This window comes from Mesorhizobium sp. B2-4-3 (genome assembly GCF_006442815.1).
Taxonomy (GTDB): Bacteria; Pseudomonadota; Alphaproteobacteria; order Rhizobiales; family Rhizobiaceae; genus Mesorhizobium.
In genome coordinates, this window is the sequence record NZ_VFVL01000009.1 from 37,089 (window position 1) to 63,583 (window position 26,495).

A 26,495-nucleotide genomic window follows, 5' to 3' on the forward strand; every position below is an offset into this window, starting at 1 on the left:
GCGGTCGATTGGTCCAGTCAGAGCAATTCCAGGAAAAGTGTGTAACGTTTAGGTTCGGCGACTTCGCCGTAACCTTCCGTCCGGAACGGCGTAAAAACAAGGAGATCCGGCATGATGCCGAAAAGCGCGAGGCGATTTTCGGTCGACGTCATGCCCACACAGCCTCAGCTGTTCTTGATCTGCTCGATCGCCTGCGCCATCAGCTCGTCCATGGTGCGGCGGATCTGATGGTCGGACTGGGCGACGCCCGCGGCATCGAAATCCTTGCGGATCTTGCGGAAGACATCGTGGTCGCCCGCCTCCTCGATATCGGAGACCACCACTTCCTTGGCATAGGCTTCGGCATCGGCGCCTGATTTGCCGAGTTTCTCGGCGGCCCACAGGCCAAGCGCCTTGTTGCGGCGCGCCGCGGCCTTGAAGCGAAGTTCCTCGTCGAAGGCGAATTTGCGCTCAAAACCCTCTTCGCGGTCTTTCATGCTGCTCATGTCGTCCCTCCGATCAATCCGATTCGCTTGGCGATGAATATGTGTGATGGGCAAGCACAAACCAAAAGGCCGCGAGCCGGTCAATATGCTTCGTCGCATGCTGCGCTGCGGCATTTCGGTTCCGAAAGCGGTTGATTCGCGGGATTTGCCGATTGAGCAAACAAGACGATTGCGATAACACCGGCATTGAACGCCGCCTTCGCCATACTAACTTAGGCAAACGGACAGGAACTGGTCACTTGCCGCCTGCCCGCAGATCCAGAGAAAAAATCAGATGAAAAATCGCCGCCGCATCTACGAAGGCAAGGCCAAGATCCTCTATGAGGGACCTGAGCCGGGGACGCTGATCCAGTTTTTCAAGGACGATGCCACCGCCTTCAACAAGAAGAAGCATGAAGTGGTCGATGGCAAGGGCGTGCTCAACAACCGCATTTCCGAGCACATCTTCAACCATTTGAACCGCATGGGCATCCCGACCCACTTCATCCGCCGGCTCAACATGCGTGAGCAGCTGATCAAGGAAGTCGAGATCATCCCGCTCGAGGTCGTCGTGCGCAATGTCGCCGCCGGCTCGCTGTCCAAGCGCCTCGGCATCGAGGAAGGCACGGTGTTGCCGCGCTCGATCATCGAATTCTACTACAAGGCCGACGCGCTCGACGACCCGATGGTGTCGGAAGAGCACATCACCGCCTTCGGCTGGGCAAGCCCGCAGGAAATCGACGACATCATGGCCTTGGCCATCCGCGTCAACGACTTCCTGTCCGGCCTGTTCCTCGGCGTCGGCATCCAGCTCGTCGACTTCAAGATCGAATGCGGCCGCCTGTTCGAGGGCGACATGATGCGCATCGTCGTCGCCGACGAGATCTCGCCGGATTCCTGCCGGCTGTGGGACGTCGCCACCCAGGACAAGCTCGACAAGGACCGCTTCCGCCGCGACATGGGCGGCCTGGTCGAGGCGTATCAGGAAGTTGCCCGCCGTCTCGGCATCATCAACGAGAACGAGCCGCCGCGCCCCACAGGCCCGGTGCTCGTCGCTTCCTCCGAGGCGCCCAAGGGCCTGAAGCACTGAATACTGACGGGCCTGCCGGACAATGGCAGGCCTTTTCCTAAACGACGATTTGCCCAGGAGCATCGATGAAAGCCCGTATCACCGTGACCCTCAAGAACGGCGTCCTAGACCCGCAGGGCAAGGCGATCGAGCATGCGCTCTCCGGGCTGGGCTTCGACGGCGTCGGCCAGGTGCGCCAGGGCAAGGTGTTCGACATCGAGCTCACCGGAGCCGACAAGGCCAAGGCCGAGGCCGACCTCAAGGCCATGTGCGACAAGCTTCTGGCGAACACGGTGATTGAGAACTATAGTGTGACGCTTACCTGAGGTTGTGCCGGAGGCACTATGCCTGAAGTCACGAATGAGCTGATGTACGAGCTTCTCAAGAAAATCCATCTACGAATGGATCGCCTTGAGAACGGTCTCGGCGAGGTCAAGCATGAGATTGTCGCGATCAGGTTGCAGGCGTTGAGCACGCAAACGGACATCAACAACATCTACGCGATAACAGGTCGTATCGATCAACGCCTTGAACGGATTGAACAGCGCCTGGAATTGCGCGAGCTGGCCGAGGCCGAAAAGCCATTTGAGCCGAAATGACGTCCATGCGGCGGCGCCGCAAGGGAAAAGATGTTATCCTTCGGCTCGACTCGGCGGCTATGGCTGGGGTTGGTTTGACTTTCTTTCTCTCCGACAATGGCGCCTGGTTGACCGATAGCGTTCCGCCCCGGTATCTGCGTGAAATCAGCGAACGGGAACTGCCATGAAATCAGCCGTCGTCCTCTTGCCTGGCCTCAACCGCGATCGCGACATGATCGCGGCGCTGACCAAGATTTCCGGCCAGCCGCCGGCGACCGTCTGGCAGACCGACACGGAAATTCCCGATGTCGACCTGATCGCCATCCCCGGCGGCTTCTCCTTTGGCGACTATCTGCGCTGCGGCGCGATCGCGGCGCGTATGCCGGTGATGCGGGCGGTGGCCGAAAAGGCGGCCAGGGGCGTGACCGTCATCGGCGTCTGCAACGGCTTTCAGATCCTGGTCGAGGCTGGGCTGCTGCCCGGCGCCCTGATGCGCAACGCCTCGCTGAAATTCGTCTGCCGGCAGGTGAAGCTTGAGATCGCCAACGCCAACACCATGTTCACCCGCGGCTACCAGCCCGGACAGGTGATCCGCTCGCCGGTGGCGCATCATGACGGCAACTACTTCGCCGATGCAAAGACCCTTGCCCGGCTCGAAGGCGAAGGCCAGGTGGTGTTCCGCTATGCGGAAGACACCAATCCCAACGGCTCGATCAACGACATTGCCGGCATCGTCAACGACAAGGGCAATGTGCTCGGCCTGATGCCGCATCCGGAGAACCTGATCGAGGCGGCGCATGGCGGCAATGACGGACGGGCGCTGTTCGAGAGCGCGCTCGGCATCGCCGCCTGATCCTTTGACATCCTATCGGAACGCGGGGGCGGACTGACCATGAGACTGACGATTGCTCGCCTTGCTCTCCTGGCCGCCGCCGGGCTCGCCTTGGCTTCCTGCCAATCCAGCCCCAAGACAACGCCGGTTCCCTCAGGCAAGAGCGCCTCTCTGCTTGCCATGGAACAGGTCGCGATCGCTGCGCACAAATGCTGGATTGCCAGCAAGGATCCGGCCTTCAAGGCCTATCAGATGGCCAATGAGCTCAATTCCTACAGTGGCACGCCGCGCTTCCTGCTGGTGCCCGCCAAGCATTATGGCGGCAAGCCGCTGCTGGTGGTGCAGGCGCAGGGCAATTCCAGCCGCGTCGACGCGTTCGGGCCGCTGATGAATGAGCCGCTCGGCGCGCGCATCGGTTCCGACATCGCCCGCTGGCAGGCCGGCAATCCGTCCTGCGCGGCTGCCGCGTGAGGTTGCGATGGGCCGGTTCCTGCAGATGGCGGGACTGGTTGTCGGGCTGATTGCGCTTGTCCTCCAATTCGCCATCACCGTGCCGGCATCCATGGCCGCAGGCCGTGGCTTGCTCGGCTCGATCGTCTTCTATTTCAGCTTCTTCACCATCCTGACCAACATCGCGGCGGTGATGGTGCATGCTTCGCTGCTGTCACCCGCCGGCTATGCGTGGTTTCCAGCCTTTGCCGGGCCACGGATACGGACCGGCGTGGCGGTGGCCATGACTCTGGTGTTCATCGTCTACGCCACGGTCCTGGCGAGGCTCTGGCAGCCGCAGGGTTTGTTCCTGTTCTGCGATGTCCTCTTGCACTATGTGACGCCGGTGCTGTTCGTGCTGTGGTGGCTGGTGGCGGGCGCCGATGGCAGGCGGCAGTGGAGCGACATCGCCTGGTGGATGATCTACCCGGTCGCCTATCTCGCCTACGCGTTGATGCGCGCGCCCTTCGCCGGCGAAGTACCCTACCCGTTCCTCGACATCGCCAAGAACGGCGCGGCCAGCGTCGCGATTTCAGCGCTGGCCGTCACCGCCCTTTTTGTCGGGCTGAGCGTGCTCGCCGTGCTTGTCGATCACGGCATCGGTCGATCGCGGGGAAAGCCCGCAACCCGAGTTCAATCGAGCCGCCGCTAGGTCGTCAGTCGACGACAGACCGTCACTCCCAGAACGCCCGGATGCCTTCGCGATGGGCGTCGCAGCGCGAGACGCCGATATCCTTGAGCTGCTCGTCCGTCATCTCCAGCAGCGCAAGGCGGCCGCGCCGACGTTCGAGCAAGCGGTCGATCTGCCTCGCGATGGAACCGAGCACAACCGCCAGGCGACCGACGAAGCCGCGATGGGCCAAGGGCCCGGCCTGCGCGCCAAAAGCCGGGCGAGCGAAGCGAATTGTGTCGATTGTATCCATTGCCGTTCTACCTTGTTTCGATTGTACCTTTCCAATCGCCGCCTCGATATGGATTGACTCATCGCGCGGTGCAATATAGAAAATTGTCACCATGACAAATTGGCTCCCCGATCTTTCCTCTGGCTCCGGTCCGCTCTATCAGCGTCTTGCTGACAGCATTGAGTCAGATATCGACAAGGGCGTCATCGATGCTGGCGCAAAACTGCCGCCGCAGCGCGACCTCGCCTATGACATCGGCACAACCGTCGGCACCATCGGCAGGGCCTATCAGCTGCTGCGCGAGCGCGGTCTGGTGAGCGGCGAGGTCGGCCGCGGCACTTATGTGCTCGGCCAGCGCACAGAGGCCCCGAAACCCGATGTCGAACCTAGCTTGCAAGGCACGCGCCCCATCGACGCGCCGAGCGGCAAGCTGCGTTTCGACAGCACCGCCGCGCCCGATGTCGGCCAGGGCGCCGTGATTGCCGACATGCTGGCGCGCACGGCGCAGGAGCATCCGCACGACATTTCGAGCTACACGCGGGACTTTCCCGAACGCTGGTATGAGGCGGGCAGCCGCTGGCTGGCGCGCAATGCCTTCCGCCCCTCGCCCGATTCAATCGTGCCGACGCTGGGCACCCACGCCGCGGTCATGGCGGCGATCGCGGCGTTGACCATGCCCGGCGACTACGTCGTCTTCGAGCACCTCACCTATTCGCAGATCGCGCGCAGCGCGGGGCTGATCGGGCGCCGCATCGCGCTGGTTCTGACCGACGACAACGGTATCGACCCGGACGATTTCGAGCGCGTCTGCGCGCAGAAACATCCAAAGGTGATGTTCCTGATGCCGACCGCGAAGAACCCGACGCTGGTGACCCTGTCGGCGGAGCGGCGGCAGGCGATCGCGAAGATTGCGCGCGAGTACAATGTCGCGCTGATCGAGGACGATCTTTACGGCGAGCTCACCGACGACCCGACACCGCTGCTGGCCGAATATGCGCCGGAGCGCACCATCGTCGCCGGCGGCTTGTCCAAATCCGTCGCCGCCGGCGTGCGCGGCGGCTGGCTTTCCTGCCCGCCGGCCTATCGCCACCGCATCCGTGTCGCCCACAAGATGATGACCGGCGGCCTGCCTTTCCTGCTGGCCGAGGTCGGCGCAAGGCTGGTGATATCGGGCCAGGCGGGCGAGATCCGCAAGCGCTGCATCGCTGAAATCCAGGCACGCCTAGCCATCGTGCGCGACGTGCTGCCCGGGTTCGACATCAAGGCAAGGGACAACGTGCCTTTCGTCTGGCTGACCTTGCCGGACCCGTGGCTGTCCGGCACCTTCAAGAACGCCTGCCTGGCGCAAGGCGTGCTCATCGACGACGAGGACGAGTTCAAGGCCGGCCGCTCCGAGCAGGTCTTTCACGGCGTGCGCTTTGGCGTGTCGCAGCCCCGGCAAAGCAAGGATGTCGCCGGCGGCGTCGCCGTCATCCGCCGCCTGCTCGACGAAGGCCGCGCCGGCTATGACAGTTTTTCCTGATCAAGCCGGCAAGCCCCAACCCCCTGGGCATCTCCGCACAGGCAGTTTTCCGGCGTTTTTCATCATCCAGTGGGGTGTATCGCGCGAAAGCTTGCGATAAGAGGAGACTCAAGGAAGCTCCCCTCTCCCACGGACAAAAATCGCCGCTCATGACTATTTCCAATTCCGTGCCGATCACTCCCGAGCTCGTCGCCGCGCATGGGCTGAAGCCCGACGAATACCAGCGCATCCTCGATCTGGTCGGCCGCGAGCCAAGCTTCACCGAGCTCGGCATCTTCTCGGCGATGTGGAACGAGCACTGTTCCTACAAGTCCTCCAAGAAATGGCTGCGCACGCTGCCGACCAGCGGTCCGCAGGTCATCCAGGGTCCGGGCGAGAATGCCGGCGTGGTCGATATCGGCGACGGCGACTGCGTCGTCTTCAAGATGGAGAGCCACAACCACCCCTCCTACATCGAGCCTTATCAGGGTGCGGCGACCGGCGTCGGCGGCATCCTGCGCGACGTCTTCACAATGGGCGCAAGGCCGGTGGCGGCGATGAACGCGCTGCGCTTCGGCGCGCCGGATCATCCGAAAACCCGGCATCTCGTTGCCGGCGTGGTTTCGGGCGTCGGCGGCTACGGCAATTCCTTCGGCGTGCCGACCGTCGGCGGCGAGGTCAATTTCGATGCCCGCTACAACGGCAACATCCTGGTCAACGCCTTCGCGGCCGGTCTCGCTAAGACCAACGCCATCTTCCTGTCGCAGGCCAAGGGCGTCGGCCTGCCGGTCGTCTATCTCGGCGCCAAGACCGGGCGCGACGGCGTCGGCGGCGCCACCATGGCCTCGGCCGAATTCGACGACAAGATCGAGGAGAAGCGCCCGACCGTGCAGGTCGGCGATCCCTTCACCGAAAAATGCCTGCTGGAAGCTTGCCTCGAGCTGATGGCGTCGGGCGCCGTCATCGCCATCCAGGACATGGGCGCCGCGGGCCTGACCTGCTCGGCGGTCGAGATGGGCGCCAAGGGCGACCTCGGCATCGAGCTCGACCTCGACAAGGTGCCGGTGCGCGAGGAGCGCATGAGCGCCTATGAGATGATGCTGTCGGAAAGCCAGGAGCGCATGCTGATGGTGCTGCGCCCAGAGAAGGAAGAGGAAGCCGAGGCGATCTTCCGCAAATGGGGTCTCGACTTCGCCATCGTCGGCAAGACCACCGACGATCTGCGCTTCCGCGTCATTCATCAGGGCGACGAGGTCGCCAACCTGCCGATCAAGGACCTCGGCGATCAGGCGCCCGAATATGACCGCCCCTGGGTCGAGGCGAGGAAGCCGGCGCCGCTGGCCGCAAACGACACGCCGAAGGCTGATGTCGCGGACGCGCTGCTGAAAATGCTGGGTGGGCCGGACCTCTCCTCGCGCCGCTGGGTGTGGGAGCAGTACGACACGCTGATCCAGGGCAATTCGCTGCAGCTTCCCGGCGGCGATGCCGGCGTCGTGCGCGTCGAAGGCCATCCGACCAAGGCGCTGGCCTTCTCCTCCGACGTCACCCCGCGCTATTGCGAGGCCGACCCGTATGAAGGCGGCAAGCAGGCCGTGGCCGAATGCTGGCGCAACCTGACGGCGACCGGCGCCTTGCCGCTTGCCGCCACCGACAACCTCAATTTCGGCAATCCCGAGCGGCCCGAGATCATGGGCCAATTGGTAGGCGCCATCAAAGGCATCGGCGATGCCTGCCGCGCGCTCGGCTTCCCGATCGTCTCCGGCAATGTCTCGCTTTACAACGAGACGAACGGCCGCGGCATCCTGCCGACGCCGACCATCGGCGGCGTCGGCCTCATCGCCGACTGGTCGAAGATGGCGCGTATCGGCTTTGGCGCTCCAGATCAGGCAATCGTCCTGATCGGCGCGCCTGAGGCCTGGGGAACCCACCTCGGCCAGTCCGCCTACATGCGCGACATCCACGGCCGCACGGACGGCCCGCCGCCGCCGGTCGACCTCGATCACGAAAAGAAGGTTGGCGACTTCGTGCGGGGCCTGATCAATACGGGAAGAGTCACAGCCTGCCACGATGTGTCGGATGGCGGCCTTGCCGTGGCTCTCGCCGAGATGGCGATGGCATCCGGCATCGCTGCAAGGGTGAACCAGCCGAAAGGCGAGTCTCCCATCGCCGTGTTCTTCGGCGAAGACCAGGGACGCTATCTGGTTACTATGCCATTCGAAGGGGTCAATGCGCTGCTTGAGGAAAGTGCGACAGCTGGTGTTTCCGCAATATGGTTTGGCATGACGCAGACTGGCGCCATCCTAGAGCTGGGTGAGGCAGGCGAGATTCTCATCGAAGATCTGAAGAGAGCCCATGAAGGCTGGTTCCCTCGCTTCATGGATCAAGCCAGTTGACGAAGCTGGCTGCCCGGACGCTGGTCGCAGTCGTCTTCTGGCCGTCTCTCTTCTTCTTCTGGTTTCTCGGGCCGTTCGTTCTGTTCCTGTTGTCGACGACCTCGAGCGAGGTCTGCCCGCGGCTGGAAACCCGCGCCGAATTCCTTGCCGCGGCCAACGGCACGCTGCCGATGCTGATATTGCAGACCCTGATCTACGCGATCCCGATCATCTGCCTGATGCTCTGGAACAGGCTTTCTCCGGAGCCGGCGCGGGCAAAGCACGTCGCGACCTGCATCAAGCTCTTCGCCGTCGCCGCGTTGATCGGGGCCATTTGGGACTATGGCTCGTCCTTGACCTGCGACGGCTACGGTCAGCCCTTCTTCTCAACCGCATGGCGGATGACGAGCTATCTTCCGATCGTCAGCCTGTTGATCAACCTCCCGCTCTACGCCCTGGTCTTCAGCCTCGGCCACGCCTATTCGACGCGCGATGACATCACCGAAGACGGCGTGGTTCATTCGAGCCAGGATAAGCCTTAGGCTTCAATCCGGGCTGGAAAGGCTTTAGGCTCACCCGAGTCACACCATACAGCCTGCCCGCTTGAAACAGGATTTTGCCATGGCAATGGATGCCCACGACATCGAAAAACTGATCAAGGAAGGCATTCCGGACGCCAAGGTGACGATCCGCGACCTGGCCGGCGACGGCGATCATTACGCGGCCGAGGTCGTTGCGGAGAGCTTCCGGGGCAAAAGCCGTGTGCAGCAGCACCAGATGGTCTACAACGCGCTGAGGGGCAATATGGGCGGCCTGCTGCACGCGCTGGCGCTTCAGACCAGCATTCCCGACTGAGCGCCGGCGCCGCTCAGGCTTAGCCCAAAGTCGCGTTATCCCTTGCGCCATTGGGCCGGCGTCGCGGCTAACGTCTTGTTTCAGCCTACCTATGGGTTTATTTGAAGGACATGCTTCGAGCCTGACTCCCACAGGCGTGAAAGGACCCTCCATGACCGGCATCAACGACTACATCGACAATGAAGTGAAGAGCAACGACGTCGTGCTCTTCATGAAGGGCACGCCCGGCTTCCCGCAATGCGGGTTCTCCGGCCAGGTGGTGCAGATCCTCGATTACATCGGGGCGGACTACAAAGGCGTGAACGTGCTCGACTCGGCCGAACTGCGCCAGGGCATCAAGGACTATTCCAACTGGCCGACCATCCCGCAGCTCTATGTGAAGGGCGAATTCGTCGGCGGTTGCGACATCGTGCGCGAGATGTTCCAGGCCGGCGAGTTGCAGGACTTCCTGGTCGAAAAGGGCGTCAGCGTCAAAGGCGCGGCCTGATTTTCAAAGTTTTGCTCGCCGGCGCGGAGGCCAACCCTCCGGCCGGCAGCATCGCCCGGGGCCGCCCCCACCTCGGCAATTGTGATCCCGAATCTCGGGAATGAGACGAACCAGCGCGCCGGCCAGCCGGCGCTTGTTCGTTTGAAAGATCGGACTTTGCCGTGGACAAGCAGGTGGAAGCGTCGCAGCGGGCAAGCAGCTTGCCCATTCCGCGCTGGGAATTCATCGCGCTCTGCGCGGCGCTCATGGCGCTCAACTCCTTGGCCATCGACATCATGTTGCCGGCGCTGCAGCAGATCGGCGCCTCGCTCGGCGTCGAGAGCGAGAACCACCGCCAATATGTCATCACCGCCTATATGCTCGGCTTCGGCGGCGGGCAGCTTTTGTTCGGGCCTATTTCGGATCGCTTCGGGCGCCGAGCGCCACTGGTCCTTGGCCTGGTCGTCTATGTCGTGGCTGCGGCCGCCGCCGCCATAGCTCCCAGTTTCACCCTGTTGCTGACCTGGCGTCTCATACAGGGCATCGGCGCGGCCGCGACCCGCGTCATCGCCGTCTCGATCGTGCGCGACACGTTCGAAGGCCGGCGCATGGCCGAGGTGATGTCGCTGATCTTCATGGTGTTCATGGCCATCCCGGTCATCGCGCCCGGCATCGGCCAGTTCGTCATGCTTTTCGCCAGTTGGCACTGGATTTTCGTGACCATGGCTATCGGCGCGTTGATCGTTTCGACCTGGGCTCTGCTGCGCCTGCCAGAGACGCTGCATCCGGAATATCGCCGGCCGCTGACGGTAAGCTCCGTCGTCAGCGGCTTCCGCATCGTGCTCACAAACCGGCTCACGCTTTGCTACGCTTTCGCCAGCACGTTCATTTTCGCCGCCATGTTCGGCTTCATCAGTTCGGCGCAGCAGATCTATATCGACGTCTTCCATGTCGGCGAATTGTTCCCGCTGATCTTTGCCGGCGTCGCCGGCGTGCTTGCCTTCTCCAACTATCTCAATTCTCGGTTGGTCGGACAGATTGGCATGCGCCGCCTGTCGCAAGGCGCGCTGCTCATCTTCCTGTGCATCAGCCTTGCCTGGCTGGTGGTCTCGCTGGAGATACAGATGCCGCTCTGGCTCTTCGTCACCTTCTTTGCCGGGGCGATGCTGCCATTCGGCGGACTGGGCGCGAATTTCAACGCTTTAGCCATGGAGCCGCTCGGCGAGCTCGCCGGCACGGCGGCATCCATCCTTGGCTTCATGCAGACCTTCCTCGGTGCCCTCATCGGCGCGGCGATCGGCCAGGCCTATAACGGCACGGTGACCCCCTTGGCCGCCGGCTTCTGCAGCGTCTCGGTCGCGGCTTTGCTGATGATCCTGATCGCCGAGCGGGGCAGGATGTTCCAGCCTCACAATCCCCCCGTTTCGGGGCACGTCACCGATCTGCATTAAATGCTGTGTGGCCGGCAGCCTTGCCGGCCAGAGCCGGCACGGGCCTCTACTCCGCCCAGAGCTCGCGGCGCAACTCGTCCCAGCTTTGCTTGTCCGGCGCGACCAGCAGGCCACCGTCGACATGCGACGGCAGATAGGTGCTGCCGTCGACGCGCGCGACATGGCCGCCGGCTTCCTGATGGATCAGCGCGCCGGCGAGATGATCCCAGGGCATCAGCTTGTTGTAGAGCACGAAATGGGCGTGGCCGCTGGCAAGCAGCCGATATTCATGCGCCGCGCAGCGATAGGCGAATTGCGACAGCGTCTTGGTCTGATTGCGGGCAAGCCGCGAGCGCTCAGGCTCTTGGAGAAACTGCCAGGAAACGGCGCCGGTCATCTGCGCCATGGGCACCGGTGCCGCGACGCGAACCTTCTCCAGCGCGCCATGCGCGTGGCGGATGTGGCTGCCGGCACCCTTGGCGCCGATCAGCCAGTCCTTGCCGACCGGGTCGTGGATGATACCGGCCACGGTCTCGCCGTTGACGACGACGCCGGCCATGACGCCGAACAGCGGCACGCCGGACGCGAAGTTGAAGGTGCCGTCGACGGGATCGATGACGAAGGCAAGCGCGGCATCGCCAAGGCCAGATAGCAGCGCCGGGTTGTCGGAGCAGGCTTCCTCGCCGACCACCACGGCGTCGGGATAGCGTTCGAGCAGCCGGGCGGTGATCAGCCTCTCGGCATTGACGTCCGCCTCGGTCACGAGGTCGGCGGCGGACGTCTTCTGGCGCACGTCCCCCTCGCCCAGTCGGCGGAAGCGCGGCATGATTTCAGTCCTGGCGGCATCGGCGAGAAGCTCGGCCAGCCAGTCGATCGCGTTATCGTCAAATCGCATCGGAAATATCTTGTCCAGGGTTCGTATCAAGCCCCGCGAAGTCGAACAGCTTCCTGTCCAGGAGATGCGAGGGCCTTACATTGGCCATGGCGCGGATCATCGTGTCCTTGCGGCCCGGCATGCGCTTCTCGATGTCGTCGAGCATCGCCTTCATGGCGTTGCGCTGCAGCCCTTCCTGGCTGCCGCAGAGATCGCACGGAATGATCGGGAATTTCATGGCGTTGGCGAATTTTTCGAGATCGGCCTCTGCGCTATAGGCGAGCGGCCGCAACACCATGACGTCGCCCTCGTCATTGAGAAGCTTAGGCGGCATGGCGGCGAGACGCCCGCCGTGGAACAGGTTCATGAAGAAGGTCTCGAGAACGTCCTCGCGGTGATGGCCAAGCACCAGCGCCGAGCACCCCTCCTCACGCGCGATGCGGTAGAGATGGCCGCGCCGCAGCCGCGAGCAGAGCGAGCAATAGGTGCTGCCCTGCGGCAGCTTGTCGGTCACCACCGAATAGGTGTCCTGGTATTCGATGCGGTGCGCGATGCCGTTGGCATTGAGATAGTCGGGCAGGATGTGCTTCGGGAAATTCGGCTGGCCCTGGTCGAGGTTGCAGGCAAGCAGCTCCACCGGCAGCAGGCCGCGCCATTTGAGATCGAGCAGCAGCGCCAGCAGGCCGTAGGAATCCTTGCCGCCGGAGAGTGCCACCAGCCAGCGCTCGCCGGGTTTCACCATGGCGAAATCCTCGATCGCCTGGCGCGTCAGCCTCAACAGCCGCTTGCGCAGCTTGTTGAACTCGACCGAGGACGGCACGTCGGCAAACAGCGGGTGGAAGCCGCCGTCGGTCTCGTCGCCGATCGGCTCGAGCGTTTTGACGTCTGGCAGCATATTCATGGCGCCGGCCCTGCGTTCTGTTGGCGCCCGGCTTAGCGGACATAGCGGACAAAGAAAAGGCCGCCTCGAGAGGCGGCCTTGGATGCTGCGGCTGATTGATGTCGATCAGCGCGAGTAGAATTCGACGACCAGGTTCGGTTCCATCTGCACGGCGAACGGAACGTCCGACAGGCCGGGAACGCGAGCAAAGGTCGCGGTCATCTTGTTGTGGTCGGCTTCGATGTAGTCCGGCACGTCGCGCTCGGCGAGACCGACCGATTCCAGCACGATCACGAGCTGCTTCGACTTCTCGCGCACCTCGATGAGGTCGCCCGGCTTGCAGCGGTACGAGCCGATGTTCGTGCGCTTGCCGTTGACGTTGACATGGCCGTGGTTGACGAACTGACGGGCGGCGAAGATGGTCGGCACGAACTTGGCGCGGTAGACGACCGCGTCGAGACGAGACTCGAGCAGGCCGATCAGGTTCTCGGAGGTGTCGCCCTTGCGGCGGTTGGCCTCTTCATAGACCTTGCGGAACTGCTTTTCCGAAACGTCGCCATAGTGACCCTTCAGCTTCTGCTTGGCGCGCAGCTGCAGGCCGAAGTCGGAAAGCTTGCCCTTGCGGCGCTGGCCGTGCTGGCCGGGGCCGTATTCACGCTTGTTGACCGGGGACTTCGGGCGGCCCCAGATGTTTTCGCCGAGACGGCGGTCGATCTTGTATTTCGCGGATTCGCGCTTGCTCATCGCATTCCCTTTCAAAACAATATACCCGGAACCCCATGGCTCCGGGCGAAGGAAACGCGCCCTCCTCTGGCCTCCGTTTTCGAGACCTGACAGGGTTTTCCACGCAAAGCGACGGAAAACCCACGGGACACGTCAAAAGAAACCACCGGGCGTCGCCACCCGGTGTTGGTGGGCCTGTTAAACACAGATTTAACCGGTGTCAAGCTTATGGCTGGCGGCGCCAAGGGCAACCCTATACCATTCCTGCGTTGCATGCGGTGCTGGGTGTGGCGGCAAGTTGTACGCCGGCGGCATCAGGGCGGATGCGGCTACCTTGGCCGCAGGCCCGCCTGATACGATGAAGGGACTGGAGCAGAGGAGCCCGAATTCCCATGAAGAAGTTCTTCCTTACCCTGACCGGAGCCGCTGTGCTGGCGGGATCGATGGCGGTCATGACGCCAGAACCGGCAATGGCCAGGCATTGGCACGGCCACAAGCAGGCGTGCCGCGTCGTGGTAAAGAAAAGAGTCGTCTGGCGCCACGGCCACCGTCATGTCGTCCGCTACAAGACACGGCATTGCTGGTGGCGCCGCTGATTTTGCCCGCCTCGGCCCATTCCTGACCAAGCCCGCGGCTCACCCTGCGGGCTTGGTCCATCCAGTGCGGCGCTGGCCGCGGCATCGGCCGAAGAAATAGAAGGCCTTACGATTTCTTCGCCGGCAGACCCCTGCGCTTGGTCTCGGCGAACTCTTCGAGCTGCTTTTCGCTCATCGATTCATACATTTCGCGCGAAGCGCCCTTGAGCTCGCTTTTCTTGATCTCGCCGCGCTTGGCGGAAAGTGCGGCGCCGGCGGCCTTTTGCTGTGCTTGTGATGTGGAGGGCATGGCGATTTCTCCTTTGCTGTGAGAAGAAACGCCGGGCTGAAGCGGCAGTTCCAGCAGCAGCGGCTCGGCCTGCCGGCCTGCTTGAGTTGGCCATTGGGCGGCCGACCTTGGCGGTATCGCTGGCAAGCCTTCCCGCGCCCGGAATGCCAGTGTAGGACAGCGGCATGAAATCGCTGAACGATCCATCACAGGCGCTCTCCACCGGCCTCGCGAATATCCGCGGAGAATTCCACGTGCCGGATGGATTTCCGCCTGCGGTAATGGCCGCGGCTGAGGCGGCGGCAAAGCGTGTGCCCGGGCAGCATGCCGACCGGACGGCAATGCCCTTTGTCACGCTCGATCCGGCGAGTTCCACTGATCTTGACCAGGCCTTCTCGATCGAGGCAAGCGGCGGGGATCTTCTCCTGCATTATGCCATTGCCGACGTGGCCTGGTTCGTCGAGGACGGCGACGCGATCGATATCGAAGCCTGGAACCGGGGCGAGACGCTTTACTTGCCGGACGGCAAGGCCGGGCTCTACCCGCCCCTGCTCGCCGAGGCCGCAGCAAGCCTGCTGCCCGATGGACCTCGTCCGGCGGTCGTCTTCACGGTCCGGATCGCCGGCGACGGCGCGGTGAAGCTGGACGGCGCGGAGCGGGCCATCATTCAAAGCCGTGCCAAGCTCGCCTATGACAGCGTGCAGGCCTCCGACGTTCCGGCCGGCTTCGCGGAGCTGGCGCGGCGCATGGCGACGAACGAAGAGCGCCGCGGCGCTTCGCGCGTCGATCCGCCCGAACAAGAGGTGGAGAAGCTTGCCGACGGCACGTTCCGGCTTTCGTTCAGGCCGCTGCTGCAATCCGAGCAGGATAACGCCGCGCTTTCACTGGCCGCCAATATGGCGATTGCCGACGCCATGCTGGCGCACAAGACCGGGCTGTTCCGGGTGATGTCGGGGCCGGACGCCTCCAAGGTGCAAAGACTGCGCAACGCGGCGCGGGCGCTTGGGCTTTCCTGGCCCGCCTCCACCAGTCTGAGCGACTATCAGCGCACGCTCGATCCGACCGATCCGAAACAGGCCGCGCTGATGCTGGAAATCCGCCGCGCAGGCAACGGCGCGTCCTACCAACCCTATCACGAGGGCGTCGTCCCCTGGCATGAGGCGATGGCCGCGACCTATGCCCACGCCACCGCGCCGCTCAGGCGACTGGCCGACCGCTACGTCGTGCGCTGCGCGCTGGCGATCGCCAACGGCCAGCCCGTGCCGCAGGCCGTTACCGAAGCATTCGCCAGGTTGCCGAAGGTGATGGGGCGTGCGGATGCCCGCGCTTCGCAGATCAATCATGCGGCAATCGACTTTGCCGAGGCGGTCATGCTCGAGGGACGCGAGGGTGAGATGTTCAAGGCCGTCGTCACCGACTTCGTCGATCATGGCGTGCGCGTGCAGCTTGCCGACATGCCCGTCGTGGCCAACGTGAAGGCCTCCGGGCTCAGGCAGGGCGACAATCTCAACCTGAAGCTGGTCTCGGCCGATCCGGATCAGCGCAGCATCGTCTTCGAACCTGCTTAAGCGGCTGGGCGAAGGGGTGTTGAGATTCAGGTCAGGCCGAGCCGAAAATGGCGGGGTCCGAGAACCGGAGCGGAGCGTACTTAAGTACGTGAGCACCGGAAGCGCAGGAACCCGGCATTTGCAGGCCGGCCTCACCTGAATATCGACACGACTTAGCGCGCTGTCAGTCCAAAGCCCTGGATCAATCGCCTGGTGGCAAAATCCACCTTGCCGGAAGTGAAGACGGCGAGATCGGGCCCGCTCTCGCCCGATGTCTCTCCGACCGGTTCGATGAGCGACATGGCGCGCCGCGCGATCGCCTCGGCCGGATCGATCCAGTCGACCGGCCAGGGCGCGGTCTTGCGCATGCGGTTGACGAGAAACGGATAATGCGTGCAGGCGAGCACGACGATGTCGGTACGATTTCCCTCGCGCTCGATGAAGCAGGGCGCGATTTCGGCGCGCACGGCTTCCTCGTCGACGAAACCCTGGCGCATATAGATCTCGGCGAGCCCGGCCAGCCGGTCGCTGCCGACCAGGCGCACATGGCATTTCTGCGCCCATTTGCCGATCAGGTCGCGCGTGTACTGACGCTTCACCGTGCCCGGCGTCGCCAGCACCGATACCAGGCCGGTGCGGGTGCGTTCGGCGGCCGGCTTGATCGCCGGAACAGTGCCGACAAAGGGATGGCCGGGGAATTTATCGCGCAGCGCATCGATCACCAGGGTCGAGGCGGTGTTGCAGGCAATGACCGAAATCGCCGGCTGAAGCCGGTCAAGCAGTTTGCCGAACAGCGTAAGGATGTGTTCCTTGAGCGCCGGTTCCTCCCAGGCGCCATAGGGAAAAGCCGCGTCGTCGGCGACATAGACGAAGCGGCGATCGGGCATAAGCACGCGCGCCTCGCGCAGCACGGTCAGCCCGCCGACGCCGGAATCGAACATCAGGATCGGGCGCTGGCTTGATCGATCGCTCATTGTCATCCGGTTACCAGAGCAATTCCAGGAAAAGTGTGAAACGGTTTTCCGTCCGGAATTGCGTCAAAACAAAGAGAAGCGTCAGGCCCGTGGTTGGACCGACGGCGCTTCTATCGCGAATGATCGTGGTCTTGAAGAGGCGAATGCGAGCAGCTTTTGCGCAGGCGCCAGAGCATGGCGCCGAAAAGTGTGAAGCGGTTTTCGGACGACGCCATGCTCTATCTCTAAGACTTACTCAAATCCCGCGCTTGCCGAAGCCGGCGGGGCGCGGCCTGCCGAAAGGCTGCGGTGCCGGCGGAACGCGCGCAGCGGAAGCGGCGGCACGTGGGGCGGCAGGCACGCTGGCTGTTGCGGTGCGTCCGGCACGCGCCGGTGCCGGCAGCGGACCGTCGAAGTCGAAAACATCGGTCAATTCATCGATATTGCTGCCGGCAACGGGCTTCGCCCACAGGATCGTGCACCAGAGGCCGAACACCGAAAGTCCAAGCAGGTTCAGCCCGCCGGGAATGCTGTCGGGATCGCCGAATTTGACGACCAGCAGCACGCCTGCCTGCAAAAGGGCGTAGACGGCGGAAAAGGCGATGTAGGCCCACAGGATCCAGCGGCGCCCGTTGGCATCGCGGGTGCGGCGCGAGGCGATGTTGCCGCGCAGCGCGACAAAGACGAGGGAGGCGATGAGGACAGCACCCGCCATGCCCTGCCGCGCCGGGCCAGGTCCCGAATTGATCAGCCCTTCGAAGCCGATCGTGCTGACAATGCAGATAAGGATTACCACGGTTTCGGCGACGGCGAGACCGAGAGAGTAAAGGAAAAAGCGCAGACGACCAATATTGGACGTAAACATGTGCCCACCCCCCCACTATTGCGGCCAGGATGGCGTATAACCGAATAAAATTCGGTTACTTCAAATGCTCACAGCTTACCGATTTTAACTTTCTTCGTCTTTGGCGCGACTGCGCGCGCCGGCCGGCAACCGTCTCGGATCGTCCCCAGGCGAGCCATCGCCGCGCGGCATGGCCGGCGAGAACCGGTCGAGCGACGAGATGATGCCGCGCAGCACCTTCAGTTCCGGCTCGGCAAAGCCCGCGCGGGTCAATACGGCGCGCAGATTGTCGACCATCTTCGGCTTCTTTTCTTCCGGGCGAAAATAGCCGCGCGCTTCCAGCGCGTTTTCCAGATAGGCGAACAGGCTGTGCAGCTGCTCCTTGGGCGCTGGCACCAACTCCGGTCCGGAAAAGTTGGTCTGGGTCTCGCCAGCGAGGCCGGACTTCATCCATTCATACGACATCAGCAGCACCGCCTGGGCGATGTTGAGCGAGGAAAAGCCGGGATCGACCGGGAAGGTGACGATCTCGTCGGCGAGCCCGATCTCGTCATTATAGAGGCCGAAGCGCTCGCGGCCGAACAGGACGCCGGTACGCTCGCCCACCTCGACACGTGCTCTCAGCGCCCTGCCCGCTTCCACGGGACCGCGCACCGGCTTGAAGCCGTCGCGCTCGCGTGCCGTCGTGGCGAAGACGAAGTTCAGGTCGGCGACCGCCGAGGCCAGATCGTCGAAAACCCTGGTGGCGTCGATGACATGGTCGGCCCGGCTGGCGGCCGCGCGCGCCTTCTCGCTCGGCCAGCCGTCACGCGGGTTGACCAGCCTGAGCTCGGATAGGCCGAAATTCGCCATTGCGCGGGCGACCATGCCGATATTCTCGCCGAGCTGCGGCTCGACCAGGATGATGGCCGGTCCGGCGGAAGTGGTCTTGGCTGTATTTTCGATGGCTGGCATGGCTAAGGATAACCGGAGTTTGCGGCGTTTGGGCGTCCCCTGCCACATCCGGCCCGGAAAATGAAGCATTCACAACAGCGGCACCTGTCCGCGCCGGCGCGGATCGCGGTTTGCGCGCTGAAAAAGCCTTTGATATACGCTCCGCATCCCCGGCCGAAACCATGCGGGCAAGGCCGTTCAGATCCCCCAGCAACGAGGCATTCTTTCCATGGCGAAGATCAAGGTGGCGAACCCGGTCGTCGAGCTCGACGGCGACGAGATGACCCGCATCATCTGGCAGTTCATCAAGGACAAGCTGATCCACCCCTATCTCGACCTGAAGCTGGAATATTACGACCTCGGCATCGAGCACCGCGACGCCACCAACGACCAGGTGACGATCGATTCGGCCAACGCCATCAAGAAATGGGGCGTCGGCGTGAAATGCGCGACGATCACCCCCGACGAGGCGCGCGTCGAGGAATTCAAGCTGAAGAAGATGTGGAAGTCGCCCAACGGCACCATCCGCAACATCCTCGGCGGCACCATCTTCCGCGAGCCGATCATCATGAAGAACGTGCCGCGCCTGGTGCCGGGCTGGACCAAGCCGATCGTCGTCGGCCGTCATGCCTTCGGCGACCAGTACCGCGCCACCGATTTCCGCTTCCCCGGCAAGGGCAAGCTGACGATCAAGTTCGTCGGCGAGGACGGCCAGGTGATCGAGCATGACGTCTATGACGCGCCGGGCGCCGGCGTGGCCATGGCCATGTACAATCTCGACGAGTCGATCCGCGAGTTCGCCCGCGCCTCGCTGAACTACGGCCTGCTGCGCAACTTCCCGGTCTATCTTTCGACCAAGAACACCATCCTCAAGGCCTATGACGGCCGCTTCAAGGACATCTTCCAGGAAGTCTACGAGAAGGAATTCGAGGCCGAGTTCAAGGCAAGGAAGCTCTGGTACGAGCACCGCCTGATCGACGACATGGTCGCCTCCAGCCTGAAATGGTCGGGCGGCTATGTCTGGGCCTGCAAGAACTATGACGGCGACGTGCAGTCGGACACCGTGGCGCAGGGCTTCGGCTCGCTCGGACTGATGACTTCGGTGCTGATGACGCCGGACGGCAAGACGGTAGAGGCGGAAGCCGCGCACGGCACCGTCACCCGCCACTATCGCCAGCACCAGAAGGGCGAGGAAACCTCGACCAATTCGATCGCTTCGATCTTCGCCTGGACGCGCGGCCTCGCCCACCGCGCCAAGCTCGACGACAATGCCGAACTCAAGCGCTTCGCCGAGACGCTGGAGAAGGTCTGTATCCAGACCGTTGAGTCAGGCTTCATGACCAAGGACCTGTCGCTGCTGATCGGCCCCGACCAGCCGTGGCTCTCGACCACCGGCTTCCTCGACAAGATCGACGAGAATCTACAGAAGGCGATGGGGTGAGGAGCGGTGCGCGAAGCGCATGAAAAGCCCCGAAATGGGCTTTTCAAGCGACGAACGCCCGGAGCCATAGCGGAGGGCCGGGCCAATGAAAAAGCCAACTCTCTACGGCGCCGACTACAGCGTCTATGTGCGCATCGCGCGAATGGCGCTTGAGGAGAAAGGCATCGACTACGAGCTGGTGCCGCTCGACATCTTCGCCGCCGAGGGCATTCCGGCCTGGTATCTGGAGCATCATCCCTTCGGCCGCATCCCAGCCTTCGAGCATGACGGTTTTCGCCTGTTCGAGACCGGTGCCATCGCGCGCTATGTCGATGAAGCCTTCGACGGTCCAGCGCTGCAGCCGGCCGCCGCGCGCGACCGCGCGAGGATGGGCCAGATCATCGGCATGCTCGACGCCTATGGTTATCGCGCCATGGTGTGGGACGTTGCCGTCGAACGGCTGGAAAAGACGCCTGCGGATGAGGCGCTGATCGCCGGCGGCCTTGGTCAGGCGGAGACCGTGCTCAAGGTGCTGGCATCGCTGAAGGTGAAAGGGCCCTGGCTGTTAGGCGAGCAACTGACGCTGGCCGACCTGCATGCGGCGCCGATCATCGCCTATTTCCTCAAGGTCGAGGAAGGACGCGATCTCTTGGCGCGATTTGCGGATATCCGGGATTGGTATGCGCGAATAGCCGGACGGCCGAGCTTTATGCGTACGGAAAAGGTCGCGTAACTCGCTCAGCGCTGGCACCGCCCCTCATTGCCCTGCCGGGCATTTCTCCCCGTGAACGGGGAGAAAGAAGCTGGCTGCAACGCCGGCGCTTTCCTGCACCGTTGGTGATTGGCGAAAGCCTTTGTGACAGCGCCCTTCTCCCCGTTCAACGGGGAGAAGATGCCGGCAGGCAGATGAGGGGCAGCGCCGCCTTCGGCAGACTGGAGCCGGCTCGACCCGGGCCGGTCTCGCTTGCCTACGCCGCCTCGAGCGCCGCCTTCACCGCCGCGATCGCGTCATTGGCCTTGGAGGCGTCGGGGCCACCGGCCTGCGCCATGTCGGGCCGGCCACCGCCGCCCTGCCCGCCCAGCGCGGCGGACGCGACGCGCACGAGATCGACGGCGCTGAAGCGAGCGGTCAGGTCGTCGGTGACACCGACGACCACGCTTGCCTTGTTGTCCTCGCCCGCGCCGACAAAGACGACCACGCCGGAGCCGAGCGTCTTCTTGCCGGCATCCGCCAGCGGCTTCAGGTCCTTCGGCGCCACGCCGGTGACCGCCTTGCCGAGGAAGCCGACGCCGGCGACGGTCTCGTTCGCGGCCGGAGCATCGGCAACGGCCGAGCCGCCGCCCAGCGCCAGTTTCTTGCGCGCCTCGGTAAGCTCCTTTTCGAGCTTCTTGCGTTCCTCGAGCAATACCTCGACGCGCAACGGCACGTCGGCCGGCGATATCTTCAAGGTCGCCGCCGCGGCTTTCAGCCGCCTGTCCTGTTCGTCCAGATGCTTGCGCGCCGCCTCGCCGGTCAGCGCCTCGATGCGGCGCACGCCGGCAGCCACCGCGCTGTCCGACAGGATGCGCACGAGGCCGATATCGCCGGTCGACCTCACATGCGTGCCGCCGCAAAGCTCGACGGAATAGGGTCGATTGGTCTTGGCGCCATGCAGGCCGGTGCCCATCGACACGACGCGCACCTCGTCGCCGTATTTCTCGCCGAACAGCGCCATGGCGCCCTCGGCGATCGCATCGTCGACCGACATCAACCGCGTCGTCACCGGACTGTTCTGCACGACGATCTCGTTGGCCATGCGCTCGACCTCCTCAAGGTCGTCCGCCGAGATCGGCTTGTTGTGCGAGATGTCGAAGCGCAGGCGCTCGGGCGCGACCAGCGAGCCCTTCTGCGCGACATGGGTGCCCAGCACCTCGCGCAGAGCCTCGTGGATGAGATGCGTCGCGGAATGGTTGGCGCGCAGCCTCGAGCGGCGGGCATGATCGACTTTCAGCTCGACGGCATCACCCGTCTTGACTGTGCCTTTGGCCACCTTGCCGAGATGCACGAACAAACCATCGGCCTTCTTCTGCGTGTCCGAGACCTCGATTGAAAAACCCTCGCCGGAAATCACGCCGGTGTCGCCCATCTGGCCGCCGGATTCGCCGTAGAACGGGGTCTGGTTGACGACCAAGGCGACCGCATCGCCCTGGCTCGCGCTGTCGATGGTCTTGCCGTCCTTGACCAGGGCCTGGACGATGCCTTCCGCCTGCTCGGTCTCGTAGCCGAGGAATTCGGTGGCGCCGGTCTTTTCGCGCACCGAGAACCATACCGTCTCGGTCGCGGCCTCGCCCGAGCCCGTCCAATGCGCGCGCGCCTCGGCCTTCTGCCGCTCCATCGCGTCGGTGAAGCCGGCGATATCGACCGAGATGCTGCGCTGGCGCAGCGCATCCTGCGTCAGATCGAGCGGAAAGCCATAGGTGTCGTAGAGCTTGAAGGCCGTCTCTCCGTCCAGCATGTCACCCGCGTGCAGGGTTTCGGTGGCGTCTGAAAGCAGGCCGAGCCCGCGCACCAGCGTCTTGCGGAAGCGCGTTTCCTCGAGCTTCAGCGTTTCGGTGATCAGCGCCTCGCCGCGCACCAGCTCGGGATAGGCCTGGCCCATCTCGCGCACCAGCGCCGGCACCAGCTGCCACATCAGCGGCTCCTTGGCGCCCAGCAGCTGCGCATGGCGCATGGCGCGGCGCATGATGCGGCGCAGCACATAGCCGCGCCCTTCATTGGACGGCAGCACGCCGTCTGCCACCAGGAACGAGGACGAGCGCAGGTGATCCGCGATGACGCGGTACGACCCGACGTTCTCCTGGTTCGGCCCCTGGCCTAGCGCCGAGGACGCCGCGTCGATCAAATGCCTGAACAGGTCGGTCTCGAAGACGCTTTCGACGCCCTGCAGGATGGAGGCCATGCGCTCCAGGCCCATGCCGGTGTCGATCGAGGGACGCGGCAGGTCGATGCGCTCTTCCTTCGTGACCTGCTCATACTGCATGAACACCAGGTTCCAGAATTCCAGGAACCGGTCGCCGTCCTCTTCCGGGCTGCCGGGCGGGCCGCCCCAGATATGCTCGCCGCGATCGATGAAGATCTCCGAGCACGGGCCGCACGGGCCGGTGTCGCCCATCGCCCAGAAATTGTCCGAGGTCGGGATGCGGATGATGCGATCGTCGGAGAAGCCGGCGATCTTCTTCCAGTACCCGGCCGCCTCGTCGTCGGTGTGATAGACGGTGACGAGCAGCTTGTCCTTCTTCAGGCCGAAACCCTTGGTGATCAGGTTCCAGGCAAGCTCGATCGCTCGCTCTTTGAAATAGTCGCCGAACGAGAAATTGCCGAGCATCTCGAAGAAGGTGAGATGGCGCGCGGTATAGCCGACATTGTCGAGATCGTTGTGCTTGCCGCCGGCGCGCACGCTCTTCTGCGCGGTGGACGCTCGCGAATAAGGACGCTTCTCCAGGCCGGTGAAGACGTTCTTGAATTGCACCATGCCGGCATTGGTGAACATCAGCGTCGGATCGTTGCGCGGCACCAGTGGGCTGGAGGCGACGATCTCGTGGCCCTCCTTGCGGAAGTAGTCGAGAAATGTCGACCGGATATCGTTCACGCCACTCATTGCGTACTGCCTTTTCGCGAGAACCGCCGGCGTTGCCGGCGGCTGATGGGCTTTGGTGCTTCAGAAGATAGATGGGCCTTTTAGCCGTAGCTCTTGAGCCTGTCCAGAAACACGGAGTTAATGCATGTCGCCCAGAAGTGTGCAGCGGTTCTGGGACAACGACATGCAGCAAAACAAAGACTTAAAGCGCGTCGCCTGAATCCGTTTCAGCGCGACGCGCTTTAGGTCAATCCGCCGGCGAGCGACGGCCCGGCGCCGCCCGCAAAATGCAAAACCGCCGGCGCGAAGGCCGGCGGTTCGGGTACGCAATACTCAAGAACTCGATTACATAAGCAGAAGACGATAAACAAGGATTGTGGCCGAACTCCGGCCAAGCCGACGAATAGCTTTCGCCCAATCCCGAACAGGAAACTGCTGAGCGGTCTTCCTGGAACGAACCGGCCCTACAAGGCGCCGGCTTCGTCCTCGAAACCGTCGTCGCCGCCTTCGGAGCCGCCATTCTCGAGGAATTTCTCGGCGATCAGCCCGGCATTCTGGCGCAATGCAAGTTCGACCTCACGCGCCGTATCGGGATTGTCGCGCAGGAATAGTTTTGCGTTCTCGCGACCCTGGCCGAGGCGCTGGGAATTGTAGGAGAACCAGGCGCCCGACTTCTCGATGACGCCGGCCTTGACGCCGAGATCGATCAGCTCGCCGGTCTTCGACACGCCCTCGCCATACATGATGTCGAACTCGACCACCTTGAAGGGCGGGGCCAGCTTGTTCTTCACCACCTTGACGCGGGTCTGGTTGCCGACGACCTCGTCGCGGTCCTTGACCGAGCCGATGCGGCGGATGTCGAGGCGCACCGAGGCGTAGAATTTCAGCGCGTTGCCGCCGGTGGTCGTCTCGGGCGAGCCGAACATGACGCCGATCTTCATGCGGATCTGGTTGATGAAGATGACCATGGTGTTGGAGCGCGAGATCGAGGCGGTCAGCTTGCGCAGCGCCTGGCTCATCAGGCGAGCCTGAAGACCGGGCAGCGAATCGCCCATCTCGCCTTCGATTTCAGCGCGCGGCGTCAGTGCCGCGACCGAGTCGACGACCAGCACGTCGATAGCGCCCGAACGCACCAGCGTGTCGCAGATTTCCAGCGCCTGCTCGCCGGTGTCGGGCTGCGAGATCAAAAGGTTCTCGAGGTCGACGCCAAGCTTGCGGGCATAGACCGGATCGAGCGCGTGCTCGGCATCGACGAAGGCGCAGATGCCGCCCTTCTTCTGGGCTTCCGCCACCGTGTGCAGCGCCAGCGTCGTCTTGCCCGAGCTTTCCGGCCCGTAAATCTCGATGATGCGGCCGCGCGGCAGGCCGCCGACGCCGAGCGCGATGTCGAGGCCGAGCGAGCCGGTCGGCACGGTTTCGATCTCGACCACCTGCTCGTTGGCGCCGAGCCGCATGATCGAGCCCTTGCCGAAAGCGCGCTCGATCTGCGACAGCGCCGCGTCCAGAGCCTTTGATTTGTCCACTGCCTTATCCTCTACAAGCCGCAAAGAATTCTGAGCCATGATACATCACCCCTTGGTCGTCAATGAAGGCCGGACAATCCGTGATCCCTGCTTGTTTTGTACCTTTTTTGTTCTCATTTGGCAAGGGGCAACAAATATCTGAAAAACAATCAATATCTGGATTTGTTCTATTTTTGTCTCACCAGGGCTAGTGCAAACCAGATCCGCTGGTCCAGAATAGACTTCGGTATCCGGCCGTCCGAATCGCGACCCGATTGCAGGGCGACCTGAGGAAACCTAGAGCAATTCCAGGAAAAGTGCGTAGCGGTTTTCCGTCCGGAATTGCGCAAGAATAAAGACTTGGAGCGGTTCAGCGATTCCGTGAAACGCTCTAGTGTGCGCAGCCGCACGATCAACCAAGGTCACCATATCCGCATGCCGACATCCCCAACAATCCTGGCGCTGGGCGGAGCCCATATCGACCGGCGCGGCCAGGTACCGGGCGCCTATGTGCCCGCCGCTTCGAATCCCGGCATCATGCGCGAGGACGTCGGCGGCGTGGTTTTCAACGCGCTGCGCAGCCTGTTGAGGCGCGGCGTGTCGGCCTCGCTGATATCGGTGCGCGGCGGCGACGCGGCGGCCGACACGGTCGCCTCGGCGATCGACAGTGCCGGGATAACGGACCTCTCGGTGGTGTTCCTCGACCGCACGACGCCGAGCTACACGGCGCTGATCGACGCCGAAGGTGAGCTGATCGTGGGGCTTGCCGATATGGCGCTCTACGATCTTGCCTTCCCCAAGCAAATCAGGCGCGCCAAGGTGCGCGAGGCGATCGCCGCGGCCGACGCCATCCTGTGCGACGCCAACCTGCCGACGGCCGCGCTGGAGCGCCTGCTGACGCTTGTCGGCGGCCGGCCGGTCTTCGCCATCGCCGTCTCTCCGGCCAAGGTGGTGCGCCTGGCGCCGCTGCTCGGCGATCTATCGCTGCTTTTCATGAACCGCCGCGAAGCCGCCGCGCTGGTCGCCGCCGAATTGTCGGGCAAAGCCCTTGTCGACGCGCTCAGGCGGGCCGGCCTGAGCGCCGGCGTGGTCACGTCCGGCAGCGCCCCGGTTCTGGGCTTCGACGACACCGGCATCTTCGAGATCGACCCACCCGCGCCGCGCAAGGTTGCCGACGTGACCGGAGCCGGCGACGCCTTGACCGGCGCAACGGTCGCCGCCTTGCTGCGCGGCCTGCCGCTGCGCGCCGCGCTGCGTGAAGGCCTTGCCGCGGCGATGCTTGCCATCGAGAGCCCGCAGGCCGTGCCGTCCTTCACGATCGCCAACTTCACGCAGGCGCTTGGCCTTGTGCCGGAGGCGCGGGAGGTGGCATAGGGCCAC

General features: G+C 63.6%; 29 protein-coding genes. 17 read left to right on the top strand and 12 right to left on the bottom strand.

Annotated features, from left to right (window positions below; genetic code table 11):
- Positions 1-17: 17 nt before the first annotated feature.
- Both FJ956_RS31000 and FJ956_RS11635 read right to left on the bottom strand, forming a co-directional pair.
- A complete protein-coding gene (locus FJ956_RS31000; RefSeq protein ID WP_281405616.1) occupies positions 18-152 on the bottom strand; it encodes a hypothetical protein in 135 nt (44 codons plus the stop codon).
- 12 nt (positions 153-164) lie between these two features.
- Positions 165-485, bottom strand: coding sequence for a DUF1476 domain-containing protein (locus tag FJ956_RS11635; RefSeq protein WP_140647499.1), 321 nt, complete (start codon positions 483-485; stop codon positions 165-167).
- Between the two features lie 274 nt (positions 486-759).
- Here FJ956_RS11635 and purC point away from each other — a divergent pair, with 274 nt between their 5' ends.
- From purC to FJ956_RS11665, 6 genes are all read left to right on the top strand, one after another.
- Entirely contained in the window at positions 760-1,554 is a 795-nt protein-coding gene (purC, locus tag FJ956_RS11640; RefSeq protein ID WP_040995384.1) for a phosphoribosylaminoimidazolesuccinocarboxamide synthase, read from the top strand.
- Positions 1,555-1,619: 65 nt separating this feature from the next.
- Positions 1,620-1,859, top strand: a complete 240-nt coding sequence (purS, locus tag FJ956_RS11645) for a phosphoribosylformylglycinamidine synthase subunit PurS (RefSeq protein WP_140677451.1) — start codon at positions 1,620-1,622, stop codon at positions 1,857-1,859.
- 18 nt (positions 1,860-1,877) lie between these two features.
- Positions 1,878-2,132, top strand: coding sequence for a hypothetical protein (locus tag FJ956_RS11650; RefSeq protein ID WP_140677448.1), 255 nt, complete (start codon positions 1,878-1,880; stop codon positions 2,130-2,132).
- A gap of 163 nt (positions 2,133-2,295) precedes the next feature.
- Entirely contained in the window at positions 2,296-2,964 is a 669-nt protein-coding gene (purQ, locus tag FJ956_RS11655) for a phosphoribosylformylglycinamidine synthase subunit PurQ (RefSeq protein ID WP_140677446.1), read from the top strand.
- Between the two features lie 39 nt (positions 2,965-3,003).
- On the top strand, positions 3,004-3,414 hold the full coding sequence (locus tag FJ956_RS11660) for a hypothetical protein (protein ID WP_140677444.1): 411 nt from the start codon (positions 3,004-3,006) through the stop codon (positions 3,412-3,414).
- Positions 3,415-3,421: 7 nt separating this feature from the next.
- Positions 3,422-4,084, top strand: a complete 663-nt coding sequence (locus FJ956_RS11665; RefSeq protein WP_140677442.1) for a Pr6Pr family membrane protein — start codon at positions 3,422-3,424, stop codon at positions 4,082-4,084.
- Between the two features lie 22 nt (positions 4,085-4,106).
- On the opposite strand, the gene FJ956_RS11670 is transcribed toward FJ956_RS11665, so the two are convergent.
- Positions 4,107-4,355 (bottom strand): DUF1127 domain-containing protein, encoded by a 249-nt coding sequence (locus FJ956_RS11670; RefSeq protein ID WP_140677535.1) that lies wholly within the window; start codon positions 4,353-4,355, stop codon positions 4,107-4,109.
- A 91-nt stretch (positions 4,356-4,446) separates the two neighbouring features.
- Between FJ956_RS11670 and FJ956_RS11675 the strand changes: the two genes are divergently transcribed.
- The 6 genes from FJ956_RS11675 to FJ956_RS11700 all read left to right on the top strand — a co-directional run bounded on the left by FJ956_RS11675 (position 4,447) and on the right by FJ956_RS11700 (position 10,979).
- Entirely contained in the window at positions 4,447-5,856 is a 1,410-nt protein-coding gene (locus FJ956_RS11675) for a PLP-dependent aminotransferase family protein (protein WP_140677440.1), read from the top strand.
- A gap of 149 nt (positions 5,857-6,005) precedes the next feature.
- Positions 6,006-8,228, top strand: coding sequence for a phosphoribosylformylglycinamidine synthase subunit PurL (gene purL / locus FJ956_RS11680; RefSeq protein ID WP_140677438.1), 2,223 nt, complete (start codon positions 6,006-6,008; stop codon positions 8,226-8,228).
- Positions 8,225-8,749, top strand: coding sequence for a hypothetical protein (locus FJ956_RS11685; RefSeq protein WP_140677436.1), 525 nt, complete (start codon positions 8,225-8,227; stop codon positions 8,747-8,749). Before purL ends, FJ956_RS11685 begins: the two co-directional genes overlap by 4 nt.
- A 79-nt stretch (positions 8,750-8,828) precedes the next feature.
- On the top strand, positions 8,829-9,062 hold the full coding sequence (locus FJ956_RS11690; RefSeq protein WP_140677434.1) for a BolA family transcriptional regulator: 234 nt from the start codon (positions 8,829-8,831) through the stop codon (positions 9,060-9,062).
- 151 nt (positions 9,063-9,213) lie between these two features.
- Positions 9,214-9,549, top strand: coding sequence for a Grx4 family monothiol glutaredoxin (gene grxD / locus FJ956_RS11695; protein ID WP_059185116.1), 336 nt, complete (start codon positions 9,214-9,216; stop codon positions 9,547-9,549).
- Between the two features lie 161 nt (positions 9,550-9,710).
- Positions 9,711-10,979: a multidrug effflux MFS transporter gene (locus FJ956_RS11700; RefSeq protein WP_140677432.1), complete on the top strand. Its 1,269-nt coding sequence runs from the start codon at positions 9,711-9,713 to the stop codon at positions 10,977-10,979.
- Between the two features lie 46 nt (positions 10,980-11,025).
- Here the strand turns inward: FJ956_RS11700 and FJ956_RS11705 are convergent, their stop codons facing one another.
- The 3 genes from FJ956_RS11705 to rpsD all read right to left on the bottom strand — a co-directional run bounded on the left by FJ956_RS11705 (position 11,026) and on the right by rpsD (position 13,456).
- Positions 11,026-11,853 (bottom strand): inositol monophosphatase family protein, encoded by an 828-nt coding sequence (locus FJ956_RS11705; protein WP_140677430.1) that lies wholly within the window; start codon positions 11,851-11,853, stop codon positions 11,026-11,028.
- The gene (gene ttcA / locus FJ956_RS11710; protein WP_181170199.1) at positions 11,843-12,727 is read right to left on the bottom strand and encodes a tRNA 2-thiocytidine(32) synthetase TtcA; all 885 of its coding nucleotides are present in this window, start codon (positions 12,725-12,727) and stop codon (positions 11,843-11,845) included. The genes FJ956_RS11705 and ttcA overlap by 11 nt, the downstream gene beginning before the upstream one ends.
- Before the next feature lie 111 nt (positions 12,728-12,838).
- Positions 12,839-13,456: a 30S ribosomal protein S4 gene (rpsD, locus tag FJ956_RS11715; RefSeq protein WP_140677426.1), complete on the bottom strand. Its 618-nt coding sequence runs from the start codon at positions 13,454-13,456 to the stop codon at positions 12,839-12,841.
- A 371-nt stretch (positions 13,457-13,827) separates the two neighbouring features.
- Between rpsD and FJ956_RS11720 the strand changes: the two genes are divergently transcribed.
- On the top strand, positions 13,828-14,031 hold the full coding sequence (locus tag FJ956_RS11720) for a hypothetical protein (RefSeq protein ID WP_140677424.1): 204 nt from the start codon (positions 13,828-13,830) through the stop codon (positions 14,029-14,031).
- A 106-nt stretch (positions 14,032-14,137) separates the two neighbouring features.
- Here FJ956_RS11720 and FJ956_RS11725 read toward each other — a convergent pair whose 3' ends face one another.
- Positions 14,138-14,320, bottom strand: a complete 183-nt coding sequence (locus tag FJ956_RS11725) for a DUF3008 family protein (protein ID WP_140677533.1) — start codon at positions 14,318-14,320, stop codon at positions 14,138-14,140.
- Between the two features lie 164 nt (positions 14,321-14,484).
- Between FJ956_RS11725 and FJ956_RS11730 the strand changes: the two genes are divergently transcribed.
- Positions 14,485-15,867, top strand: coding sequence for an RNB domain-containing ribonuclease (locus tag FJ956_RS11730; protein ID WP_140677422.1), 1,383 nt, complete (start codon positions 14,485-14,487; stop codon positions 15,865-15,867).
- Positions 15,868-16,019: 152 nt separating this feature from the next.
- Here the strand turns inward: FJ956_RS11730 and murI are convergent, their stop codons facing one another.
- From murI to FJ956_RS11745, 3 genes are all read right to left on the bottom strand, one after another.
- Positions 16,020-16,820 carry a glutamate racemase gene (murI, locus tag FJ956_RS11735; RefSeq protein WP_140677419.1) on the bottom strand — a complete coding sequence of 267 codons (801 nt, stop codon included), beginning with the start codon at positions 16,818-16,820 and terminating at the stop codon, positions 16,020-16,022.
- Positions 16,821-17,055: 235 nt separating this feature from the next.
- Positions 17,056-17,664, bottom strand: coding sequence for a hypothetical protein (locus FJ956_RS11740; protein ID WP_140677416.1), 609 nt, complete (start codon positions 17,662-17,664; stop codon positions 17,056-17,058).
- 84 nt (positions 17,665-17,748) lie between these two features.
- Positions 17,749-18,597 carry an RNA methyltransferase gene (locus tag FJ956_RS11745; RefSeq protein WP_140677414.1) on the bottom strand — a complete coding sequence of 283 codons (849 nt, stop codon included), beginning with the start codon at positions 18,595-18,597 and terminating at the stop codon, positions 17,749-17,751.
- A 208-nt stretch (positions 18,598-18,805) separates the two neighbouring features.
- Here FJ956_RS11745 and FJ956_RS11750 point away from each other — a divergent pair, with 208 nt between their 5' ends.
- Together FJ956_RS11750 and FJ956_RS11755 are read left to right on the top strand one after the other, a co-directional pair.
- The gene (locus FJ956_RS11750; RefSeq protein ID WP_040981283.1) at positions 18,806-20,017 is read left to right on the top strand and encodes an NADP-dependent isocitrate dehydrogenase; all 1,212 of its coding nucleotides are present in this window, start codon (positions 18,806-18,808) and stop codon (positions 20,015-20,017) included.
- An 85-nt stretch (positions 20,018-20,102) separates the two neighbouring features.
- Positions 20,103-20,729 (top strand): glutathione S-transferase family protein, encoded by a 627-nt coding sequence (locus FJ956_RS11755; protein WP_140677412.1) that lies wholly within the window; start codon positions 20,103-20,105, stop codon positions 20,727-20,729.
- Between the two features lie 235 nt (positions 20,730-20,964).
- On the opposite strand, the gene alaS is transcribed toward FJ956_RS11755, so the two are convergent.
- Together alaS and recA are read right to left on the bottom strand one after the other, a co-directional pair.
- Positions 20,965-23,634, bottom strand: a complete 2,670-nt coding sequence (gene alaS / locus FJ956_RS11765; RefSeq protein WP_140677410.1) for an alanine--tRNA ligase — start codon at positions 23,632-23,634, stop codon at positions 20,965-20,967.
- Between the two features lie 443 nt (positions 23,635-24,077).
- Positions 24,078-25,175 carry a recombinase RecA gene (gene recA, locus FJ956_RS11770; RefSeq protein ID WP_095765184.1) on the bottom strand — a complete coding sequence of 366 codons (1,098 nt, stop codon included), beginning with the start codon at positions 25,173-25,175 and terminating at the stop codon, positions 24,078-24,080.
- A 375-nt stretch (positions 25,176-25,550) separates the two neighbouring features.
- Between recA and FJ956_RS11775 the strand changes: the two genes are divergently transcribed.
- A complete protein-coding gene (locus FJ956_RS11775; RefSeq protein WP_140677408.1) occupies positions 25,551-26,489 on the top strand; it encodes a carbohydrate kinase family protein in 939 nt (312 codons plus the stop codon).
- Positions 26,490-26,495: the final 6 nt, after the last annotated feature.

Bases quoted from the DNA above. Each gene is read 5' to 3' on its own strand.
- FJ956_RS31000 (WP_281405616.1), bottom strand. From the start codon at position 152: ATGACGTCGACCGAAAATCGCCTCGCGCTTTTCGGCATCATGCCGGAT.
- FJ956_RS11635 (WP_140647499.1), bottom strand. From the start codon at position 485: ATGAGCAGCATGAAAGACCGCGAAGAGGGTTTTGAGCGCAAATTCGCC.
- purC (WP_040995384.1), top strand. From the start codon at position 760: ATGAAAAATCGCCGCCGCATCTACGAAGGCAAGGCCAAGATCCTCTAT.
- purS (WP_140677451.1), top strand. From the start codon at position 1,620: ATGAAAGCCCGTATCACCGTGACCCTCAAGAACGGCGTCCTAGACCCG.
- FJ956_RS11650 (WP_140677448.1), top strand. From the start codon at position 1,878: ATGCCTGAAGTCACGAATGAGCTGATGTACGAGCTTCTCAAGAAAATC.
- purQ (WP_140677446.1), top strand. From the start codon at position 2,296: ATGAAATCAGCCGTCGTCCTCTTGCCTGGCCTCAACCGCGATCGCGAC.
- FJ956_RS11660 (WP_140677444.1), top strand. From the start codon at position 3,004: ATGAGACTGACGATTGCTCGCCTTGCTCTCCTGGCCGCCGCCGGGCTC.
- FJ956_RS11665 (WP_140677442.1), top strand. From the start codon at position 3,422: ATGGGCCGGTTCCTGCAGATGGCGGGACTGGTTGTCGGGCTGATTGCG.
- FJ956_RS11670 (WP_140677535.1), bottom strand. From the start codon at position 4,355: ATGGATACAATCGACACAATTCGCTTCGCTCGCCCGGCTTTTGGCGCG.
- FJ956_RS11675 (WP_140677440.1), top strand. From the start codon at position 4,447: ATGACAAATTGGCTCCCCGATCTTTCCTCTGGCTCCGGTCCGCTCTAT.
- purL (WP_140677438.1), top strand. From the start codon at position 6,006: ATGACTATTTCCAATTCCGTGCCGATCACTCCCGAGCTCGTCGCCGCG.
- FJ956_RS11690 (WP_140677434.1), top strand. From the start codon at position 8,829: ATGGCAATGGATGCCCACGACATCGAAAAACTGATCAAGGAAGGCATT.
- grxD (WP_059185116.1), top strand. From the start codon at position 9,214: ATGACCGGCATCAACGACTACATCGACAATGAAGTGAAGAGCAACGAC.
- FJ956_RS11705 (WP_140677430.1), bottom strand. From the start codon at position 11,853: ATGCGATTTGACGATAACGCGATCGACTGGCTGGCCGAGCTTCTCGCC.
- ttcA (WP_181170199.1), bottom strand. From the start codon at position 12,727: ATGCTGCCAGACGTCAAAACGCTCGAGCCGATCGGCGACGAGACCGAC.
- rpsD (WP_140677426.1), bottom strand. From the start codon at position 13,456: ATGAGCAAGCGCGAATCCGCGAAATACAAGATCGACCGCCGTCTCGGC.
- FJ956_RS11720 (WP_140677424.1), top strand. From the start codon at position 13,828: ATGAAGAAGTTCTTCCTTACCCTGACCGGAGCCGCTGTGCTGGCGGGA.
- FJ956_RS11725 (WP_140677533.1), bottom strand. From the start codon at position 14,320: ATGCCCTCCACATCACAAGCACAGCAAAAGGCCGCCGGCGCCGCACTT.
- FJ956_RS11730 (WP_140677422.1), top strand. From the start codon at position 14,485: ATGAAATCGCTGAACGATCCATCACAGGCGCTCTCCACCGGCCTCGCG.
- murI (WP_140677419.1), bottom strand. From the start codon at position 16,820: ATGAGCGATCGATCAAGCCAGCGCCCGATCCTGATGTTCGATTCCGGC.
- FJ956_RS11740 (WP_140677416.1), bottom strand. From the start codon at position 17,664: ATGTTTACGTCCAATATTGGTCGTCTGCGCTTTTTCCTTTACTCTCTC.
- FJ956_RS11745 (WP_140677414.1), bottom strand. From the start codon at position 18,597: ATGCCAGCCATCGAAAATACAGCCAAGACCACTTCCGCCGGACCGGCC.
- FJ956_RS11750 (WP_040981283.1), top strand. From the start codon at position 18,806: ATGGCGAAGATCAAGGTGGCGAACCCGGTCGTCGAGCTCGACGGCGAC.
- FJ956_RS11755 (WP_140677412.1), top strand. From the start codon at position 20,103: ATGAAAAAGCCAACTCTCTACGGCGCCGACTACAGCGTCTATGTGCGC.
- alaS (WP_140677410.1), bottom strand. From the start codon at position 23,634: ATGAGTGGCGTGAACGATATCCGGTCGACATTTCTCGACTACTTCCGC.
- recA (WP_095765184.1), bottom strand. From the start codon at position 25,175: ATGGCTCAGAATTCTTTGCGGCTTGTAGAGGATAAGGCAGTGGACAAA.
- FJ956_RS11775 (WP_140677408.1), top strand. From the start codon at position 25,551: ATGCCGACATCCCCAACAATCCTGGCGCTGGGCGGAGCCCATATCGAC.